The following is an 18,262-nucleotide window of genomic DNA, read 5'->3' as shown; positions in this document are numbered from 1 at the left end:
TAGGAACACTGGGTCGCATGACCGACTGGATTCCAAGGCTTTCGACTTTGTCCGGCACTCACGCCGACGAGGGTCTGCCGGTTATCCGTGACGACGTTCTCTCGTTGTCAGTGGGTTGACAATCTGGCCGGACCCGCCAAACTCTTAGCAGCTCTCACCTACCCCGAGAAAAACTCATACGAGGAGCTCCCTATATATGTCTGAAGCCTTTACCCGCGTCGATGCAAACCCGATCATGCGCCCTGCCGATGTCCGCCCTACCCGTCCGGACATGGTTATTGAGTGCCTGCTAAATCCCGGCGCATTCCGCTATCAGGGAAAGATCGGTCTCCTTCTGCGCGTAGCCGAGCGTCCCATACAGGAAGAAGGCTGGGTCAGTACGCCTGTGCTGGATCCGACATCCGTGGGTGGTATGCGCGTCGTGCGCATCCGTAAGGATGACCCAGAGCTGCAATACACTGACCCACGCATTTTTAGTCATCAGGGCAAAAGCTACCTCACGACACTCTCTCACTTGCGCCTTGCCTGGAGCACGGACGGAATCAATTTCGTGGCCGAAGACAAGCCGACCCTTCTCGGTGCCGGCAGCCATGAGTCCTTCGGTGTTGAAGACTGTCGCGTCGAGTGGATCGACGGCCGCTACTACCTGACCTACACCGCCGTCAGTGAGTTTGGCATAGGAGTCGGCATGATTTCCACCATAGATTGGCAGACCTTTGATCGTCACGGCCTGATCATGCCGCCCCACAACAAGGACTGTTCGCTCTTCCCCAAACGCGTCGGCGGAGCGCATTTTGCCCTGCACCGCCCGAGCAGCCAAGGAATCGGTGGCAATTACATTTGGTTAAGCCAATCCCCGGATCTCCTCCATTGGGGCGACCATCGCTGTATCGCACTCACGCGTCCCGGCATGTGGGATTCCGAACGCATCGGCGCGGGCGCGGCACCCATCCTCACTGATGCGGGCTGGCTGGCGATCTATCATGGTGCGGACAAAAAGAGCCGCTATTGCCTGGGCGCTCTGCTTCTCGACGCTCAGGATCCGTACCGCGTCCTCGCGCGTTCCCGCACCCCGATCTTTGAGCCCCTGGCCCCGTATGAAAAGACCGGGTTCTTCGGTAATGTCGTCTTTACTAACGGCCATATCGTCGATGGTGATCACGTCACCATGTATTATGGCGCGTCGGACGAGGTCATCTGTTCGGCGACAGCATCGATCCAAGGCATTCTGGAGACTCTCCATCTGTAGAGTGAACTATTGCTGGAGTGCCGGCCCGACCTCGTCCATCGGGCAACGACCTGCCGACTTTCCGATCCCTGAAAAATCTCAGTTTCTAATGAACGTGACGTGTATTTTGTGATATTTCGGAATCTGTGAAAACTCTAACATACATGAGAGCACAGAGGACACGACGTGCCGGGAAAAGCCAAATGGTTATCAGGAACAAAGTGATCAATCATCCACTTTGGAACCTGTCTAAATAATAAGAGACGATCCGGGGTTTCGCTTTGACTCAGCCCCGCTTCGTTATTCCTTTACAATAACAATGACGGGTTCGATTTCCGCAGCGAGCTCACCACCCGCAAAGACTTGGACATTACCCCGGACGACGTGGCGTTTGATTTGGATTTTTGACTTGAGAGTAATGACCCCCTGTTCAGGTATGATGGGTCGCAAAAAATTAGCGGAAACTTTTGCCATACGCGGGTTCCCTTTAAGCTGGGCATGCCATCCCCATATCGCGACGAGTTGCCCTGCCGCTTCGATCAGGAGACACCCCGGAAATACAGGATCATTCGGAAAATGCAGGGGGAAAACCCAATGCCCGACGAGATCCATTTCGGCATGTATCTCAGGGCCCTCAATCGAGAGCACACGATCGATTTGCAACATCTGACCTACAGGAAGATAAACTTTCGCCAAATCTTCCCGATTAAATAAACAGACACTTTTTGACATTCGCGCATTAAAAAGATGCACGGGGCTATTGTAAAGCATTCCTCATTTCACTTGGCGTTTTTTCTGAGGAATTAAAAATCCAATCACAGCCTCCTTGAGAACTGGATTATTTGGACCTCCTAAAGAATGTTCCATCCCCTCTAAGCGTATAAATGTCACGGGCATACCAGAGGTCTTTAATTTCTCGACTAATATTTCACTTTGATTGATAGGAATCGTTTTGTCTGCCGTCCCGTGAATAATCAAAAACGGCGGAGAATGACTATTAACTAACAAGGCGGGATTCGCGCTATCCACATTTGAGTCAGGGTTACGGGGAGGGCCATTAAACATTTTTTCCACACAGTCCCGCGCAAACGGGCTGCCTTCAATATGGAGTTTGCGCATATCCACGCCACCACAGAGATCAATAATCCCGCGTACCCTGGGTTTATTCTGATCAGCCAAACCCGTGATCGATGCTAAGTGTCCTCCGGCAGAAATACCGGCCAAATAAATATTGTCCCGGTCAAAATTCAAATCCTTTGTTTCGCGCAACCAGTTAAGCGCGAGCAAAGCGTCATCACGCTGGGCGGGCCACGGCGCGACTGTTGTATACCGGTAGCTCACACTCGCCACTGCAAATCCTTTATTCACAAGAAATCCCAGTGGACAATCCTCTTTGCTCCCAGCGACATATCCACCCCCATGAAACCAAATGACCAAGGGCGGGTTTTTACTCTGGGAGTTTTCATAAAAATCAAGGGTCAGCTTTTTCCCGCTACGCTCAGCGAATACCAAGTTTTCACGGATAACAACACCCTCCTTGCGTAAGGCAGATTTAGGAGACGTGCATGCGACGAAACAAAATAGAAAAACTAAAATAAGGGGGAGTCTCTTCGTCAAATGAGTTCGGCACATAGAAATAGATTCTGTCTACAACTGGCCAAGGATAAAAGAACCAAAACCGAACCCTTTGTGACGTATTCGAGTACAGATCACAAGACCTGACATACGCCGCTTGATGAGCCGGGAACGTTCCACGCCGAGCAAGGACGCACCCGTCAGGTTCGCTTCAAGAATCAGGCCGTTTTTGTCCAGAGAAAAATAGCCGACCGGCGCGAAGTCGTAGAGGTCGGTGTATTTATCTAGCTGCGCCTCCAGCTGGTTGCGGGCTTCCTGGAGTTCCGCATTCTGCATCTCCAGCTCGATCTTGTGGACCTGCAATTCGTGGAGCGTGCGCTGAGAGTGGGCTGGTGACTTTTGACTTCTACGGCGTTCGTAACTGGCCTTCAGCATGGCGGCGCAGGGTAGCGGCGTCAGAGGTGGCGGGTGGTTTGAGTTTCATGACGATCTCCCTTTATTTTTTCCGGCTGCGGGCGATTTGCTGGCAGATTTATTTTTGCATTGCCCTGCGGACGCTGGCGTCGGCGCATTCTGCTGAGATTCCTTGATGCCCGCAGTCTGTTTGGCGAAGCGTTTCTCTAGGCTGGCGTGCTGGACCCCTAGTTTCGAGGCCGTTGCCGTGGCTACGGTGATGTCCGCGAAGGTGATCACTACGCCGTCTATCCTATCGTCCAGCGTGCGATAGGGCATGATACGTACGGTGAACCAGCGACCGTCTTTGCAGCCGATCGGCTTCTCCGCAGGGACCAGAGTCTCCAGCACCGCGCGCCCATCCTCCATCAGTTCCGGGTAACAAAGTCCGGTGGCCAGATCGGTGATCGGACGGCCCACGTCGCCGGGTATGAGCTTGATGATTTTCGTCGCCTGCGGCGTGAAGCGGCGCACGTTGAGGTCCTTATCTAGAAAGAGTGTGGCGATGTCGGTGCTGTTGAGCAGATTCTTCATGTCGTTGGCGGAGTGCGATAACTCGTCCACCTTTGTCTGTAGCTCGTGGTTGACCGTCTGGAGTTCCTCATTGAGCGATTGCATCTCCTCCTTTGAGGTGGTGATCTCCTCGTTAGTGGACTGTAACTCTTCATTGGTGGATTGCATTTCCTCGTTGGTGGACCGGAGCTCTTCCTGAGAAGTCTGCATATCCTCGCGAGCGGTGCGCGTCTCTTCGCGGGCCGCCTGGAGTTCCCGCTCCAGCTCGGCCAGTCGCGGTGCGTGGGCAGACGTCTTTGCGGTACGACCCGTCCCTTTGGCCGATTTGGGTCCCACGGGCGCGGGTAAGTCGGTGAATACGATCATCACTAATCCCTGTAACGGACCGGCTTCTTCGAGTTGCTGGACTGTGACCTCCACGAATAGCTCCCCGCCCCCGGGCCGGATTTCGTGGCCGCGAAATGTCACGAGAGATTTTTGGCGGAGCGCTTTCTGGAAAGCGACATTCAGGTCGTAACGCAGCCCTTCGCGGGCCATGGCGAAAATATTCCAGTTCGCCTTGCCGGCTGCGGGCTCGAGGTATTTGCCGGTGTGTCCACTGATGTAGAAAATGTCGCCCTTGTCATTACAAAGCGCGGCGGGTGGCGCATAACGCGTCAGGACTAACTGATCCGCCGCGGATTGGAGACTGGCCGGCGGTTTCGTGGTCGAGTGCGTTTCCGCCGTGCGCCCGCCGGACGCCCGCGCGCTAAAGGAGGAAGGGAACTCGACCATTCCTGGTCGCAAGGCCGCCTCCGTCCGCCGATAGAGCCGCGATTTGGGATTGATCAGGTCGAATAAATCGGTGAATCCGCCCACCGTTTCCGCGCTGCCGAGAAGTAGGATGCCCCCGAGATTCAGGTTATGATGAAAAAGCGGCATCAGTTTCTTCTGTAAATCAGCATCCAGATAGATGAGCAGGTTGCGGCAGGTCAAGATATCCAGCTTTGTGAAGGGCGCATCCATAATGAGATTCTGCGGCGCAAAGGTGACCATGTCGCGAATCTCCTTGCGGACGCGGTAGCCGTGGTCGTCCTTAGCAAAGAACCGGGCCAGTCGCGCCGGTGACACGTCGGCGGAAATATCGGCCGGAAAGACACACTGGCGGGCCTTGCTGATCGCATCCTTGTCTAGGTCGGTCGCAAAAATGTGCAGGGAAAAATCCCCCTTTGGCGTGATCGCCTCCACTGCCTCCTTAAACACCATGGCCAGGGAATATGCCTCCTCGCCGGTGGAGCACCCCGTCACCCAAGCCCGGAGCGCCTGACCGGGCGGGCGGCTGGCGAGGAGCTCGGGAATGGCTTGATCGCGCAAGTATTCCCAGATCGCCGGATCGCGGAAAAAATTCGTCACCCCGATTAATAGTTCCTTAAAAAGCAAATCTAACTCCTGTGAGTTCTCCTGCAAGTAGCGGATATAGTCGGCTGTCTTGCTAATCTGATGAATGCCCATCCGGCGCTCGATCCGGCGGTGCAGGGTGTTCTTTTTGTAATGCGAAAAGTCATGGCCCGTGTGGGCGCGCAGTAGGATGACCGCCTTTTCCAAGGTGCTCTGGGCCATGTTTTCCAAGGCGACTTCGGAGTCGACGGCCATCGGAGCCCGTTGCAAATAGGTGAGGAGCTTGCCGGGTAACTCGTCCGCAGGGGCGACGATGTCCGCCAGCCCCGTGTCAATCGCGCTGCGCGGCATGTCGTCAAATTTGGCCGCCGCCGCCGTTTGCACCATTACCACGCCTGCCATTTCTTTGATGGCTTGCAGTCCCAGCGTGCCGTCCGAGCCCATGCCGGAAAGAATCACGCCGATGCTGCGCTCGTGCTGATCCTGCGCTAGGGAGCGGAAGAAAGAATCAATCGGCAAACGTAATCCGCGCGGCGCCGTCGGCGCCAGCAAATGCAGCGTGCCGTGTAGGAGGGACAAGTCCTTGTTCGGCGGGATCACATAGACGCAGTCTGGCTGAATCTTGGTGCGATCCTTGATTAAGATCACTTTCATCTTGGTGACGCGCTGGAGGAGTTCGGGCATGATGCCTTTGCGCGTCGGGTCCAGGTGTGTGACCACGACAAATGCCATGCCGCTGTCTGCTGGGACGTGACCGAGGAATTCTCCTAACGCTTCGAGTCCCCCGGCTGACGCACCGATGCCGACGATGGGAAATCCTGTCGATGCGGGACTGGCTGATGGGGCGGATGATTTCGGGGGCGACACTTCGGTGGGCTTGGCCGGTCTGCGGCCGGGTGAAGATTTCTTTTCCATACGGTTATCTCTCTCTTACACTTGATCATGGCAGCTTTGGTTCTGGTTGTATAGGAGGGACTATGCGAGTGTTTTGCATCGCCCCCCTCTTTCCGGTGCGGAGAGATGGGGGCGAAAATCCGACACCAGGTTCCCAGAGTAAGGCGAAGGTCACAAATGCTACGAGGTTTGGCGTACGCGTTTTTTTATGACGGTCGCCGCCGCCTTTTTTGTCCACCGTCAGCATCATTTACGATGTGGGGACACTAGTGATCGGCGGGGGTAACGCCCTTTGGATCAGTATCTCCCTGCGGAGGGGGTGATGAACGTGAGGGGTGGCCAAACCATGAACGGTTTGTGCCGGAGTATTTTTCTTCCAATGTGTCGGTGACTTCCTTGAGTGTCCCGTCGGCCTTGACCCAGCCTTTTTTGATGTCGGGGAAGTCGAGCTGACAATTTTGGCATTTATTCTGATCTGAAAATCGAATGGGACACCAGAAACTTTCCACATTGCGCAGCATTTCCGCGCCGAAAGAGTAGACCCCGGTCATCCAGTCGCAGTAGAGACACCAGACCAGATCGTGCCCGACGAGACCCGCGAATTTCTGCCGACTGACATTGATCCATTGGTTATCCTTGTATTTGGGGAAACCCAGTAACACACGGATCATGGGGTAAACAAGGATCTCTCCCAGTCGGATCAACCAAAAAACCGGTAAGACGATCGTGGACGCCCACAGGGCAAGATGGTTGCGAGTGCGTCCGACGATGCCATTGAGCGATTTGACGATCCGGGAGCCCTGCGTGTGTCGGCGATTCACCCATTCATGTGTCCATATCCAGAGGGTTAATCCGACTATTTGTCCGATCACAGATGCAAGGACTCCTCCCCATCCGGCGAGGTACACTCCAAAGCCCCACGGCACCCAGGTCAGCAGTGATACGACGATATCCAGTCCAGGTGCGGCGACACATTTCCCCGCGAGCCATTTACCCACGCTGCCTCCCAGTCGCCCGAGAAAAACGAGTAACCATGCCAGTGCATAAATAAAAACAAAGACCCCGAGCGCAATATTTAAAAAAGTATCCATCCTGTGAAAAGGACATTGAGCACGATCCCTTCTATCCGTAAAGCACAAAGCATGTGATCAAAATCTCTAAAAGACCTCTCACCTTCAAAACGGCCCATCAAAAGCCCCTCATTTTATCCCGACGGAAAACACGAATGCCATTAGCCTGATTTTGTAGGGCGAGCGGCCCTGCTTGCCACGGGCCAGAGTCCCGCGCGCACATCCGGCATTCGGCAACGAGGGCTAGGTCGCGAGGAAGGCTTTTGCTTCGGGCCTTTCGTGGCGCAAATTGCTCCGTGTTTCGTGATTTTGTAGGGCGAGCGGCCCTGCTTGCCACGGGCCAGAGTTCCACGCGCACATCCGGCATTCGGCAACGAGGGCTAGGTCGCGAGGAAGGCTTCCTAACCTAGGGGCTATATGATGGGAATCCTTTCATGATACGGGAGTTACCGGCCTTCGTTTCTGCCCGGAGCAATTTGCACCACGAAGCTCACGAAAGGCACGAAGAGAGACGTTTTGAAAGAGGTGGGGATGGCTTTTAACCTGCCGCTCTCCTAGTACAATTTGCGCGGGGAAAAGATTCTCCATACTCGACGATTGAGACATTTCCGATGAGAGTTCTGGGTATGGTTACGGACAAAATGCTCGAAAAAATTATCGAATATTGCCGTTTAGAGGGTGCTGAGATGGTGGCATTATTTGGTTCCTGTCTCCGTAGCGAGCAAAATCCGGCGAGTGACATGAAGTTGCTCTATGGTAAAAGATGATTCCATTTATATCGGTCATATACTGGATGCGCTGGATCGTATCGCGGAATATTCCCAGGACTTGACCCATGAAAAGTTTATGACGCATCCCATTTATCAGGATGCCATCATCAGAGAGTTAGAAATTACGGGAGAGGCCGTGCGTCATTTGTCCGGAATATTCACAGACAAACACCCGCAAATTCCTCTTGGCATGATATTGTGGGCATGAGGCACAAGCTCATCCATGACTATTTCGGCGTCGACCTAGAAATGGTCTGAAAAACGGTCCAGGAGGATGTGCCAGTCCCCCGGAGGTATTTGCAGAAAATTTGAAAACAGGAGCGATATTCTTCCTGATCAGAGCCTGCTCGGGGCGACTCTTGTGACCTTGATGAAAGTTTGCGCTATGAAATGCACGAAGCTGATGCAAATTGCTCCAGACCGCAAGCAGGGCCTGCTCACCTTACACGCGTCAGTAAAATGAATTACTTCTTCAGGACGAGCTTGAGGAATTTTTGGAGTTCGTGGTAACTTTGCCGGGCGGCGGTGGGGTTATAAGCGGCCCCCTTGGTAATGTCTGTACCTGCGGCAGGGCTCGTAAAGGCATGGACGGTATCGGGGTAACCGACAAAACGATACCAGACCTGGGCTTTATTCATTTCTTCCATGAACCCGGCGACTTGGGCTGGGGGGACATAGGGATCGAGATTCCCGTGGAGGATGAGCAATTTGCACTTCACATTTTTCCCATCATTAGGATTTGTAGTTTGTAATACCCCGTGAAAACTGGCCGCCCCTTTGATATCGGCACCAGTTCGTGCCAGCTCTAATACCGCCGTACCACCAAAACAGAATCCTGTGGCGGCGACTTTGTTTTTATCGACTTGGCTGAGTTTGATAAATTGGTTATAGGCCCCGAGCATATTTTTACGGAGGAGTTTCACATTCTTTTTAAAAGGACCGGCGAGTTTCATGGCTTCTTCGGGTGTCGAGGCGCGTTTGCCCTTGCCGTAGACATCGACAGCGAAGGCGACGTAACCTTCGCGGGCGAGTTCATCCGCCCGTTTTTTCGTAAAGTCACTCAGACCCATCCAGTCATGAACGACCATGACTCCGGGGGCTTTGCCTTTGAGTCCGGCGGGGACAGCGACATAACCTTCAAATTCCTGGCCGTCGATTTTGTAATTTAAGATGAATGAATTACTTTTGGCGTGGGCGGATATTACACAGATAAAAAGAAGTGAGAGGGTGATCAGGGTTTTCATGGTTGTGAAATTAATCCCGAAACGAAATTTACTCAATGGAAAAGTCGGGAGCAAATTGTTTAAAGATAAATCGTCCAGTGGATGTGCCGACTGTGGAAGGGGCTAAAGCAGTTTAGCCCGTAACGTGGTGTGGAAGACTTGCTCGAAAAGGTCTTTTTTCTTTTCCAGGGCCTCTATTTCGGCATCAGCGGGGAGGTTTGATTTGATCAGGATCAGGGTGCGCTCACTTTTGAATTTGAGTTTGACGGATTTCACCGATTGTAAGTGGGTGCGGTCGAGGGCGTCGGCGAGACGGAGGAAGGAGGCGAGGATTTTAACGGTTTTTTTATCAGATCTCGACAGGGGATGGAAATGAGGGTGGGACTCGTCAGGTAAGGCTTTCCGGTGGTAGCGGGCCACATTGGCGATAATGGTCTTTTCCCGGACCGAAAGGGTCTTCCAAGGGTGTTCGATTATATATTGAAGGGAATACTTATGGTGTTTTGTCCCGTCAGGGGTCACTGACCAGCCGATATCGTGCAGGAGGGCGGCAGCGATCAAGAGGAAATTCTCTTCGGCCCCGAGCTCATGTAAATGGACGGTTTGCCCAAAAAGGGAATTCGCCAAGGCTGCGACATGGGCGACGTGTTCAGGTTCCTCCTCCCGGGAGATCATTACGGTTAATACCTCATCGAAACGGGGCCGGTCATGGGCGACGGTATCAAATGTCGCATAAAGGTGTTCCCAATCCGAATGTGAGATGATTGTGGCGGGTAAAACGAGGCTGGAATTTTCTTCATGATCTCCCATGGAGCAAGAATTTCTGTCAGATGCCCCAAAGTGTCAAGGAGTCAGTGATGGAATAAAAGGGAGAGTCAATTTTTCCGGTATGAAACGAGGCATCCCCTAAACAACGCTTGAGGGTTAAAAGTGTTTCCGGTAGTGATGTGTTAACCAAGGGATAATCCTTTGGAGTGAAGATCATGAGGAAATATTTTTTTACGGTTTTTAATCCATGTATGTGACGGCATTTCTGGGGATATAAAATGAATACAGACACACACTTTAAAGGATGGGCTAAACCGGGACCGGTAGCGCCGGGGTATGCGGAGGGGATGGACGCCGGGGTGGGTGAGTCCCTCGATGCCATCAGTGGGTATTACCGGCTTTTCCAGCTCCGGGACGGGCACCGCTTTTCCACGGACGACATCCTGTGCGCATGGTACGGCACCAGCTGGTGCCCGTGTGCCCGGCATGTGCTTGATCTAGGCAGCGGCATCGGGACTGTCGGGATGGTCAGCGCATGGCGGATGCAGGGCGCGCAATTTGTTTCGGTCGAGGCCCAAGAACAAAGTGTCGCCCTCGCGCGGAAATCAGCGGTGTTTAATGGGCTCACGGGGCGTTACGACATCCGTCACGGGGATTTTCGTGATCCGGGTGTCGTTGCAGAAACGGAGAAATTTGACCTAGTGACGGGGAGCCCACCCTATTTCCCCCTCGGTACGGGAGTGGAAAGTGAGCATCCACAGAAACTCGCTTGTCGTTTTGAGTTGCGCGGGACTGTGGCGGATTATTGTACGACCGCTGCTAGGCATTTAGCATCCGGCGGATTTTTTGCCTGTGTCTTTCCCTGTTCCCCAGAGCAAATGGCGCGGGTGGAATCCGGTGCGCGTGATGCCGGGCTCGTGATCGTGAGGCGTAGACCAGTCGTTTTCCGGGAAGGGGAAGCCCCGCTTGTCGCGCTTTTTGGGATGATGAAGGCAAATGATTTACCGGAATGGTTCCGAGGCGCCACTTGCGTCGAGCCCGAGCTGATTATCCGGGCAAAAAACGGGGCGATCCATCCGGAATACTCCTCGGTCAAACTCTCCATCGGGTTTCCCCCGTAACCATTTATTTTTCCATGGGGGGATGTTACTCTTCGGCAGGGAGTATTCTCTCAGGAGCCTTTGGCCGCTATTACATTACGGAGGAATATTATCTTCTTTTGAATAAATGGTGTTACCGCGTTTTAGAGGATGATTGACAGGGGAATACCGAGAAACACATACTCATGCACATTAAAGCTGGCGATAAATGTAATAGCTAAGGAAAGTGCGATACTATGGAATGTTTATGGAAACCTAATTGGGAAGAGACTAAAAAACACTTTATTGATTGGTGGCATCATCGGGGATTAGTCATCGGCATGTGGGGAGCTCCCGCTACAGGGCATCCACACGAATCTTTGCCTCAGCCTCCGGAAGCAAAGTCTGTGGAGGAAAGTTTTACGAATCCGGTTTTCCGGGCACAGAGGAGCCATTATCAAATGGCCAACCAGACTTTTATCGCCGATACGTTGCCCCTGGCAGAGACACATCTCGGGCCCGGGTCTCTCGCTTTATTTTTAGGGGCGACACCCGGTTTTTCGACGGACACGATATGGTTCCACCCTTCCATTCAAGATTGTGAGGATCCCGAGTCACTGCCTCCCCTTGTTTTCGACCCGGAAAATCAATGGTGGAAACTGACGGAAGCGACGATCAAAGAGTCGTTAAAGCTTTCACGAGGAAAGTACATGGTGGAGTGCCCTGATCTCGTGGAGAATATGGATATACTGGCCGCCCTCCGTGACCCGCAAGTCCTGCTCATGGATATGATCGAGCGCCCTGAATGGATTGAAGAGAAGATGGTCGAGATCAGTGCTGCATGGTGCGAGGTATATCAACGTGTTTATGACTTGATTAAACGGGATGACGGGAGCTCGAATTTCGGGGCCTTCCGTCTCTGGGGGCCCGGAAAAGTGGCTAAGGTCCAGTGTGATCTAGGGGCCATGATCTCTCCCCGGATGTTCAGGAGATTTGTCGTGCCGGAATTAACAAAACAATGTGCTTGGCTTGATTACTCCATGTTCCATCTTGATGGTCATCAATGTCTTTGTCATTTGGATGCACTCCTGGAGATTCAAGAACTCACGGCCATCGAATGGACCCCAGACCCAAATGTGCCACCGGGAGGTGATCCCCATTGGTATCCTCTGTACCGTCGCATACTCGAAGCGGGAAAATCCGTACAGGCTCTCGGGGTCAAACCTCATGAGATAAAACCTTTGATTAATGCCGTCGGTAAAGAGGGGCTCTATATCATCACGGATTTCACAAAGGACGAGGATGTCCGTTATCTTGAGGAGTATTATTAATCGGTTTATCCTCCGTCATCACCCTTGCGCATCATGCCCATGATTCGACAGGGGCTTGTCCGTGAGATACTGTTTTTATCGCGGTCGATAATGGAGAAATATCCTGCCTGAAAAAGGGATTGCCCTTGCCCGTATAAACAGGCACTTTTGTCTTCACAAAAACCAATAGGGGAAGACAATGAACTATTATCTTTATACGAATAATGAGACGCTGGGCCCGTACCAGATTGAACATTTAACCGAATATATCCAATCCGGACAATTGACTGCCGATACTCCTTGCTGCAAGGAAGGTGATACGGATTGGAAAACGGTTCAAGATTTCCTTCCTTCACCGGCTACCGCAGCAGGGAAACTTTCCTTTGCGCGGACGCAGGCCCCTTCCTTACCTACGGAGCAGGCGCCAAAAAGAATTGATCCGCGTTTTTCTCACCCGAGTTACTGGGTCCGGCGCAAGGTCTTTAAACTCCTTGGCGGAGCTTTCCATATATACCTGCCGGACGGTTCAGTGGGTTTTTATTCGGAGCTCAAGGCGTTTAAGCTCAAGGAAGATATCCGGATTTATACAGATGAATCCAAGCAGCAGGAAGTGCTCTCGATCAAGGCCCGGAAAATCTTGGATTTTTCGTCGAATTACGATGTGTTCGACACGTCGTCCGGGCAGAAGCTCGGTACGCTCAGGAGAAAAGGATTAAAAAGTATTATCAAAGACGAATGGCATATCCTGGACACACTCGATCAGGAGATCGGGAAGATCCATGAGGATAATCTCGTCAAAGCCCTTGTGCGCCGTTTCCTGTGCAATTTGATTCCACAGTCGTATGAGGGATTAATCAATGGCACCCCTGTATGCCGGTTCCACCAGGCCTTTAATCCATTTATCCTGAAGGTCCTGCTTGATTTTACACCAGACCAGAATGGGTTACTCGACCGGCGACTAGGGATTGCTGCCGCTATTTTATTATGCGCAATCGAGGGACGCCAGGACTAGGGCGTGCGGGAGGATGAGATAAATGGATGACCCCACTGCAATAACCAAGGAGCAGGAACCGACACCCACGGAGCTTGTGGAGCTTTGTCTTTTGCTGGGGCGCATGCTTTTTCAATTTGGCGCCTCCACCCGGAGGATATTAGATTCTGTCGAGCAATTAGTTGCGCGCCTCGGCGTGGCACGGGTCCACATGCTCGTCTCCTATGATGCCTTGTCGGTCACCGTCAGTGATGGGCCTTCATTCCGGACAAAAATCGATGAGAGCAAGGATGTGGCCGGGTTAAATATTATCGGGATGCTGGCCATCAGCAAATTGCTCCATGATCTCGACCGGAAATCACTGGGTTACCAGGAGGTTAAAAGGCGCTTGGGGGTGATAAGGGCTATGGGGACGGCTTGGATTGGATGGATGCAGGCTCTAGCTTGCGGTGCCGTTAGTGCCGCTTACAGCCTTTTAAATGGTGGGGATCCCATTGCATGGATCGGCAGCTTTATCGGGGGTGTGGTGATTTACGGGGTCAAATGCAAATTGCTCAGGATGCCGGTGAGTTTTGTCCAGAAGGTTTTTATGATGTCTTTGGCCGGGACTTTTGTGGCGGCACTTTATGCCCTGATCTTTCCGACCACCACCGCAGCGATCACGACACTGGCACCCGTGCTATTTTTGGTAGCTGGGGTCCCTTTGATCAATGGGGGAATGGATGTGGTCAGTAATCATGTGCCGATCGGGATCAGCCGGATGTTTTTTTCATTTGCCGTTTTAGTGGCCATTGTTTTAGGTATCGCTGGACCGTTTTACATGCTCGGGGACAGGTCTGCTGTGATTGCCGTTTATCAAGCACATGGCCTGTGGGAATACATCCTCCCGGCCTGTGCGGGGGCCGTGGCTGCAGCATCGCTAGTGGTTATCTTTAATGGTTCATGGGGGATTTTTATCCTGTGCGCCTCGGGGGGGTTACTCGCCCGCCTTTGCCGGGCTCTGGTCATGGCACAGGGCGTGGATATCATTTCAGCGACCTTGGTGGCGGCGGTGACCAGTACGGTTTTTATTTTACTGGTTTCACGACAGTTAAAGATTTCGACAGTTTCCTTGTCGGTGATTTGTATTTTGCCGATGATCCCCGGGTATTTTGCTATTGAAGGATTGCGCGGGCTTTTTGAATTCACCATTTCGGTCCACCCCTCACCGGCGGGACTGGTGGCCGCCACTCATAATCTATTGACGGCGATCTATATTGTTTTATCACTTGTCCTCGGGGTAATTGCACCGGCAGCGATCCTTCAGAATAAAATGCCCAAGTACTGACTGTTTTTTGCCTAATTGCAGGCTTGTGGATGGTGGTGGATTAATGGCATTGTGGAGCCCGACATGGATATCATCCAAAATACCGGCCCGAAAAGTGAGAGGGATCCCCGCGATGGATTGATTCGTCTGGGGATTGTTTCCGCTGTGGGAGGGGTATTAATCGGTGTGATCGGGGCTTACTTCCGTTATGCTTTGGAGCTTTCTACACAATGGTTATTGACTGTGATCGAGTGGGCCCACCAATTCCCCGTGTGGGGCTGGTGGATCCCTCTTCTCATCGGAGCTTTCGGGGCGGGGATCGCCCGTTTGATGGTGAGGGGAACCCCACTCGCATCGGGGAGTGGTGTGCAACATGTCGAGGCTGTGATGCGTGGGGAAGCCACTCCGGCTCCTTTCAGGGTATTACCGATTAAATTTTTCGGGGGGATTCTCGCCCTCGGATCGGGCTTGGCCCTAGGTCGTGAAGGTCCGACTGTCCAGATGGGTGCCACCATCGGGCAGGCTCTGGTCAAACGTTGCAAAATGGGGGGTGATGATTTGGAGGATGTCCAAGCGGCCTTGGCCGGTGCAGGTTTGGCTGTGGCATTTAATGCGCCCATGGGCGGGTCTATTTTTGTCTTCGAGGAGGTCGCGCGGAGATTCCGGTTACGCTTGGTATTAGCGACATTAATCGGAGGGTCGATGGCGGTCGCCGTGTCACGGTTGATCATGGGGGATGCCCCTGTATTCATTGTGAGCAATATCCTCGCCCCCACATTCGCGAGCCTGATCCCGTATTTTATTTTCGGGATCACCCTCGGTTATCTCGGCGTGCTCTATAATCGTGCGGTCATCAGGAGTATGGATATCTTTGCTTCGCTGAAAAAAATCCCTTTGGAACTCCGTGCCGCCCTCGTTGGTGCCATTGTCGGTTTGATCGGATGGTTTGCGCCAAATCTCATCGGGGGAGGAGAGGGTTTTAGTCAGGTCGTCCTGAATGGGGGGCTGCCTTTGGGTATGCTCTTGATTACGTTTGAGGTGCGCTGGTTTTTAGGACCGTTTTCGTATTCTGCCGGGACCCCCGGCGGGTTGTTTGCCCCGCTACTCTTGGTCGGGGCTGCTTACGGGGCTCTTTTTGCCGGGGGAGTAGATGTGTTGCTGCCGGGTTTGGGTTTGCCGGCGGTTTCCTTTGCGATTGTGGGGATGGCCGCCTTTTTTTCCGCCGTCGTGAGGGCACCGCTGACCGGGATTATCCTGATTGTCGAGATGACCGCCACGACAGGATTATTGGTGCCGATGTTGCTGGCTTCTTTCGCCGCGGTATTAACGGCCACTTTCCTCGGCGGACCACCGATCTATGATACCCTCCGTGAACGGATGCTTGCCGCGCAAAAGGCGAGGCCACAAGTTTAGAAATTCACATTCGTCGAAAATCCGAGTACATAAGCTGTCGGAAGGGTATTCGATCCAGAGGGATTAATGATGGCTTGGAAATCAGGCTGGATACTCCACCAGTTATTGATCTGGATGAGGTAAGTCAGCTCGAAATTGATTTCGTTTTCTGTGGCTGGGAGTTGCTGATTTTGCCAAGCCGAACTCACCGCGACGGCCGTGACATCGGCAGCTCGTGACGGGATGAGTCCGGTATAACAAAGTCCGCCGGAGGTGAAATAGGGAATCAAGACACTGGCTTCTTGTGGGGCATAGACGAAGGTACCCCAGGCCGAGAGTCCGACAGCCGATGAATCATCACCCTCCCGGGTTAATTGCTGTTGGGCCGTCGCGTAGATTGACCCCATTCCTTTGGTGGTACCGATCGAAGTGAGATTGGTCATGGTGGCCGTGTCGTAATAACCGCCGATTTTAAGGGTGCCCTCCAGTCCCTTGGTGCCGGCAATATCCGTTTTCCATATTTGGGTCGCTTCCCCCAGGTACATAGCCCCTTTGCTGGGTTCCCAAGATAAATCCGTGCCGCGCTGCCAAGGTTGGTTAATATTTGGTGATGAACTGCCGCAGACGGCTGCTTGGAAAGACAAACCCTCCATGATTTTTGTGCCACCGACAAACATCCAGTTAGCATCGGGATTCGCACTGAAATTTGGATTATTCGCCGTCAGGCTCCAAGGGCTCCCGTTATAAGCGTAACTGACGTAATTCATATAGAGGGGTGAAGAGGCGAAATAATCGGCCACACTGATTCTTCCCCCTGCCAGATAAGTCCCCGAGTCTTTCCAATCCTGCCGGAAATACATTTCATAGAGGCCGACGGGGATGTGCCCTGCAAATTGGTTGGCCGGAGAGATCAGGCCTCCCGTGTCTGCGGCGAGGTTTTGTCCCAGAGCATTCATAGCGGTTACTTGGAATTGAAGCCCTTTGATCCCTGCGATTTTTTCGAGGTCGAGATTCACCCCGAGATTGGCGAGTTGTGCGTACTCGGTTGCAGAATTTATTCCTCCCGAGACATTACTCAGGACGGAGAGGGAATAACTCCCGACAATATTTACACCGTGTTCGTCCATTGATTTAGACAAGGTGTCACCCGCATAGATGAAGGAAGTGCCCGTCCACCACGAGTTTAAATCATTCTTTTTGGGTGAGGAATCGGCTGTGGTCGGGGGTTGATTTGACGGGGAAGATGTTGTTTGTGCCTGTAAGGCAGGAATACACAGGATCAACCCCGTGATGAATAAGAGTGCAGGGAGGATATGCCGAGTGTTTTTCACGTACACCCCCCACTGACTAAAGATTTTACCGTCGGTGATCAAGGATGGAATTCAACACGTAAAACCATGGCTCCTTGGGAGCTGACATCATCCCAGTGGTCAGGGGTGATTTCTAAGGCGTCATTTTGTGTGAACCCGACAGCCCCGCCCGTGCGCAGATTGCACACGCTTTTGACCGCTGAGAAATCCGTCTGGATGCGTAAATAGGTTTTTTCCGGTGCGGTAGTGATATGCACGTAATGGAGGGCTGGATTTTCCAAGCTGCGGGTCACTGCGCAAAATGCTCCGTCATTACAAAATCCCGGGACGAGGCAAGAGCCTTCCCCGCCCGTGGTGCCATAAATCGATTCCGATGCCCAGCTCATGAATGATTCCATAGCCTTGATCATCGGCGCAAATTGCGGCGGTACTGTCCCGTCCAATAACGGGCCGAGGCCCATGGTGTAATTCCACTGACCGCGTACACCCAGGGAACAAAGCATTTCTTTGATCCAAAAGTGTGGGTCATTCTCATAGTGGCCCGTGCCTTGGCGGTACGCGTAAGCCCGCAACCATTCCTCGTTATAAGGAGGAGCCCCATGCCACCAGTCATTGCAGGTGGGAATGTCCTCGTTAAAATCTTTTATCGGGGGTAACATCCCGCCGATCCAGTCGATCGGTTTAGTGAGTCCACTGGGCCGATTATAAAGGGGGTCGGGGGTGGCGGAGAGGAATTCCGTCGTGGCGTAATCCATCTCCGGCACGTTAAACCGGGTGAAGTTATTCACCATGACGATAGCGTCGGGCAGGATTTCATGCATGAGGGCGGGTAGGTCAAAGAGCAAATTGTCCAGGCCATCGAGCCAGAAGCCCGCGATTTGCTCACCGTAACGGGCGACGAGCTCACGGACCAGCTGCCTCAAACCCTCCGCATATCCTTCCGGACTGCGCAGGCTCTCCTCGACCCAAGGCCCTCCATCAGAATCCCAGTGGCCCATACTTC

General features: G+C 52.9%; 18 protein-coding genes. 8 read left to right on the top strand and 10 right to left on the bottom strand.

The features are described from left to right. Window positions 1–196: 196 nt before the first annotated feature. A complete protein-coding gene (locus SGI98_06085) occupies window positions 197–1,249 on the top strand; it encodes a glycoside hydrolase family 130 protein (GenBank protein ID MDZ4742972.1) in 1,053 nt (350 codons plus the stop codon). 279 nt (window positions 1,250–1,528) lie between these two features. Here SGI98_06085 and SGI98_06080 read toward each other — a convergent pair whose 3' ends face one another. From SGI98_06080 to SGI98_06060, 5 genes are all read right to left on the bottom strand, one after another. After that, window positions 1,529–1,960 (bottom strand): hypothetical protein, encoded by a 432-nt coding sequence (locus tag SGI98_06080; GenBank protein ID MDZ4742971.1) that lies wholly within the window; start codon window positions 1,958–1,960, stop codon window positions 1,529–1,531. 42 nt (window positions 1,961–2,002) lie between these two features. Next, window positions 2,003–2,740, bottom strand: a complete 738-nt coding sequence (locus SGI98_06075; GenBank protein MDZ4742970.1) for an alpha/beta hydrolase — start codon at window positions 2,738–2,740, stop codon at window positions 2,003–2,005. A 135-nt stretch (window positions 2,741–2,875) separates the two neighbouring features. Next, window positions 2,876–3,238 (bottom strand): PAS domain-containing protein, encoded by a 363-nt coding sequence (locus tag SGI98_06070; GenBank protein ID MDZ4742969.1) that lies wholly within the window; start codon window positions 3,236–3,238, stop codon window positions 2,876–2,878. A 45-nt stretch (window positions 3,239–3,283) separates the two neighbouring features. Beyond that, window positions 3,284–6,061, bottom strand: a complete 2,778-nt coding sequence (locus tag SGI98_06065; protein ID MDZ4742968.1) for a chemotaxis protein CheB — start codon at window positions 6,059–6,061, stop codon at window positions 3,284–3,286. Window positions 6,062–6,306: 245 nt separating this feature from the next. Beyond that, window positions 6,307–7,131 (bottom strand): hypothetical protein, encoded by an 825-nt coding sequence (locus SGI98_06060; protein MDZ4742967.1) that lies wholly within the window; start codon window positions 7,129–7,131, stop codon window positions 6,307–6,309. A gap of 605 nt (window positions 7,132–7,736) precedes the next feature. Between SGI98_06060 and SGI98_06055 the strand changes: the two genes are divergently transcribed. After that, window positions 7,737–7,877 carry a hypothetical protein gene (locus SGI98_06055; protein ID MDZ4742966.1) on the top strand — a complete coding sequence of 47 codons (141 nt, stop codon included), beginning with the start codon at window positions 7,737–7,739 and terminating at the stop codon, window positions 7,875–7,877. Further along, window positions 7,864–8,088 carry a HepT-like ribonuclease domain-containing protein gene (locus SGI98_06050; protein ID MDZ4742965.1) on the top strand — a complete coding sequence of 75 codons (225 nt, stop codon included), beginning with the start codon at window positions 7,864–7,866 and terminating at the stop codon, window positions 8,086–8,088. Before SGI98_06055 ends, SGI98_06050 begins: the two co-directional genes overlap by 14 nt. 256 nt (window positions 8,089–8,344) lie before the next feature. Here SGI98_06050 and SGI98_06045 read toward each other — a convergent pair whose 3' ends face one another. Together SGI98_06045 and SGI98_06040 are read right to left on the bottom strand one after the other, a co-directional pair. Continuing rightward, window positions 8,345–9,124 (bottom strand): dienelactone hydrolase family protein, encoded by a 780-nt coding sequence (locus SGI98_06045; protein ID MDZ4742964.1) that lies wholly within the window; start codon window positions 9,122–9,124, stop codon window positions 8,345–8,347. A gap of 102 nt (window positions 9,125–9,226) precedes the next feature. Next, on the bottom strand, window positions 9,227–9,913 hold the full coding sequence (locus SGI98_06040; protein ID MDZ4742963.1) for an HD domain-containing protein: 687 nt from the start codon (window positions 9,911–9,913) through the stop codon (window positions 9,227–9,229). Between the two features lie 236 nt (window positions 9,914–10,149). Here SGI98_06040 and SGI98_06035 point away from each other — a divergent pair, with 236 nt between their 5' ends. Together SGI98_06035 and SGI98_06030 are read left to right on the top strand one after the other, a co-directional pair. After that, complete coding sequence (locus tag SGI98_06035) at window positions 10,150–10,992, top strand: methyltransferase (GenBank protein MDZ4742962.1); 843 nt, start codon at window positions 10,150–10,152, stop codon at window positions 10,990–10,992. A gap of 215 nt (window positions 10,993–11,207) precedes the next feature. Continuing rightward, the gene (locus SGI98_06030) at window positions 11,208–12,281 is read left to right on the top strand and encodes a hypothetical protein (protein MDZ4742961.1); all 1,074 of its coding nucleotides are present in this window, start codon (window positions 11,208–11,210) and stop codon (window positions 12,279–12,281) included. 5 nt (window positions 12,282–12,286) lie between these two features. On the opposite strand, the gene SGI98_06025 is transcribed toward SGI98_06030, so the two are convergent. Continuing rightward, the gene (locus SGI98_06025; protein MDZ4742960.1) at window positions 12,287–12,460 is read right to left on the bottom strand and encodes a hypothetical protein; all 174 of its coding nucleotides are present in this window, start codon (window positions 12,458–12,460) and stop codon (window positions 12,287–12,289) included. On the opposite strand from SGI98_06025, the gene SGI98_06020 reads away from it, so the two are divergent. The 3 genes from SGI98_06020 to clcA all read left to right on the top strand — a co-directional run bounded on the left by SGI98_06020 (window position 12,460) and on the right by clcA (window position 15,970). Next, the gene (locus tag SGI98_06020; protein MDZ4742959.1) at window positions 12,460–13,272 is read left to right on the top strand and encodes a GYF domain-containing protein; all 813 of its coding nucleotides are present in this window, start codon (window positions 12,460–12,462) and stop codon (window positions 13,270–13,272) included. The genes SGI98_06025 and SGI98_06020 overlap by 1 nt on opposite strands. A 22-nt stretch (window positions 13,273–13,294) precedes the next feature. Next, on the top strand, window positions 13,295–14,578 hold the full coding sequence (locus tag SGI98_06015) for a threonine/serine exporter family protein (protein ID MDZ4742958.1): 1,284 nt from the start codon (window positions 13,295–13,297) through the stop codon (window positions 14,576–14,578). A 63-nt stretch (window positions 14,579–14,641) separates the two neighbouring features. Continuing rightward, on the top strand, window positions 14,642–15,970 hold the full coding sequence (clcA, locus tag SGI98_06010) for a H(+)/Cl(-) exchange transporter ClcA (GenBank protein ID MDZ4742957.1): 1,329 nt from the start codon (window positions 14,642–14,644) through the stop codon (window positions 15,968–15,970). Here clcA and SGI98_06005 read toward each other — a convergent pair. Both SGI98_06005 and SGI98_06000 read right to left on the bottom strand, forming a co-directional pair. After that, on the bottom strand, window positions 15,967–17,280 hold the full coding sequence (locus tag SGI98_06005) for a carbohydrate porin (protein MDZ4742956.1): 1,314 nt from the start codon (window positions 17,278–17,280) through the stop codon (window positions 15,967–15,969). The genes clcA and SGI98_06005 overlap by 4 nt on opposite strands. A 38-nt stretch (window positions 17,281–17,318) precedes the next feature. Further along, on the bottom strand, window positions 17,319–18,262 hold a 944-nt coding region (locus SGI98_06000), incomplete at its 5' end, for a hypothetical protein (protein MDZ4742955.1).

Source organism: Verrucomicrobiota bacterium, from assembly GCA_034440155.1.
Lineage (GTDB): Bacteria > Verrucomicrobiota > Verrucomicrobiia > JAWXBN01 > JAWXBN01 > JAWXBN01.
Note: the sequence above shows the minus strand (reverse complement) of the source record. Positions and strands in the feature narration are given on the sequence as shown.

Bases quoted from the DNA above. Each gene is read 5' to 3' on its own strand.
- SGI98_06085 (MDZ4742972.1), top strand. From the start codon at position 197: ATGTCTGAAGCCTTTACCCGCGTCGATGCAAACCCGATCATGCGCCCT.
- SGI98_06080 (MDZ4742971.1), bottom strand. From the start codon at position 1,960: ATGTCAAAAAGTGTCTGTTTATTTAATCGGGAAGATTTGGCGAAAGTT.
- SGI98_06070 (MDZ4742969.1), bottom strand. From the start codon at position 3,238: ATGCTGAAGGCCAGTTACGAACGCCGTAGAAGTCAAAAGTCACCAGCC.
- SGI98_06065 (MDZ4742968.1), bottom strand. From the start codon at position 6,061: ATGGAAAAGAAATCTTCACCCGGCCGCAGACCGGCCAAGCCCACCGAA.
- SGI98_06060 (MDZ4742967.1), bottom strand. From the start codon at position 7,131: ATGGATACTTTTTTAAATATTGCGCTCGGGGTCTTTGTTTTTATTTAT.
- SGI98_06055 (MDZ4742966.1), top strand. From the start codon at position 7,737: ATGGTTACGGACAAAATGCTCGAAAAAATTATCGAATATTGCCGTTTA.
- SGI98_06050 (MDZ4742965.1), top strand. From the start codon at position 7,864: ATGGTAAAAGATGATTCCATTTATATCGGTCATATACTGGATGCGCTG.
- SGI98_06045 (MDZ4742964.1), bottom strand. From the start codon at position 9,124: ATGAAAACCCTGATCACCCTCTCACTTCTTTTTATCTGTGTAATATCC.
- SGI98_06040 (MDZ4742963.1), bottom strand. From the start codon at position 9,913: ATGGGAGATCATGAAGAAAATTCCAGCCTCGTTTTACCCGCCACAATC.
- SGI98_06035 (MDZ4742962.1), top strand. From the start codon at position 10,150: ATGAATACAGACACACACTTTAAAGGATGGGCTAAACCGGGACCGGTA.
- SGI98_06030 (MDZ4742961.1), top strand. From the start codon at position 11,208: ATGGAATGTTTATGGAAACCTAATTGGGAAGAGACTAAAAAACACTTT.
- SGI98_06020 (MDZ4742959.1), top strand. From the start codon at position 12,460: ATGAACTATTATCTTTATACGAATAATGAGACGCTGGGCCCGTACCAG.
- SGI98_06015 (MDZ4742958.1), top strand. From the start codon at position 13,295: ATGGATGACCCCACTGCAATAACCAAGGAGCAGGAACCGACACCCACG.
- clcA (MDZ4742957.1), top strand. From the start codon at position 14,642: ATGGATATCATCCAAAATACCGGCCCGAAAAGTGAGAGGGATCCCCGC.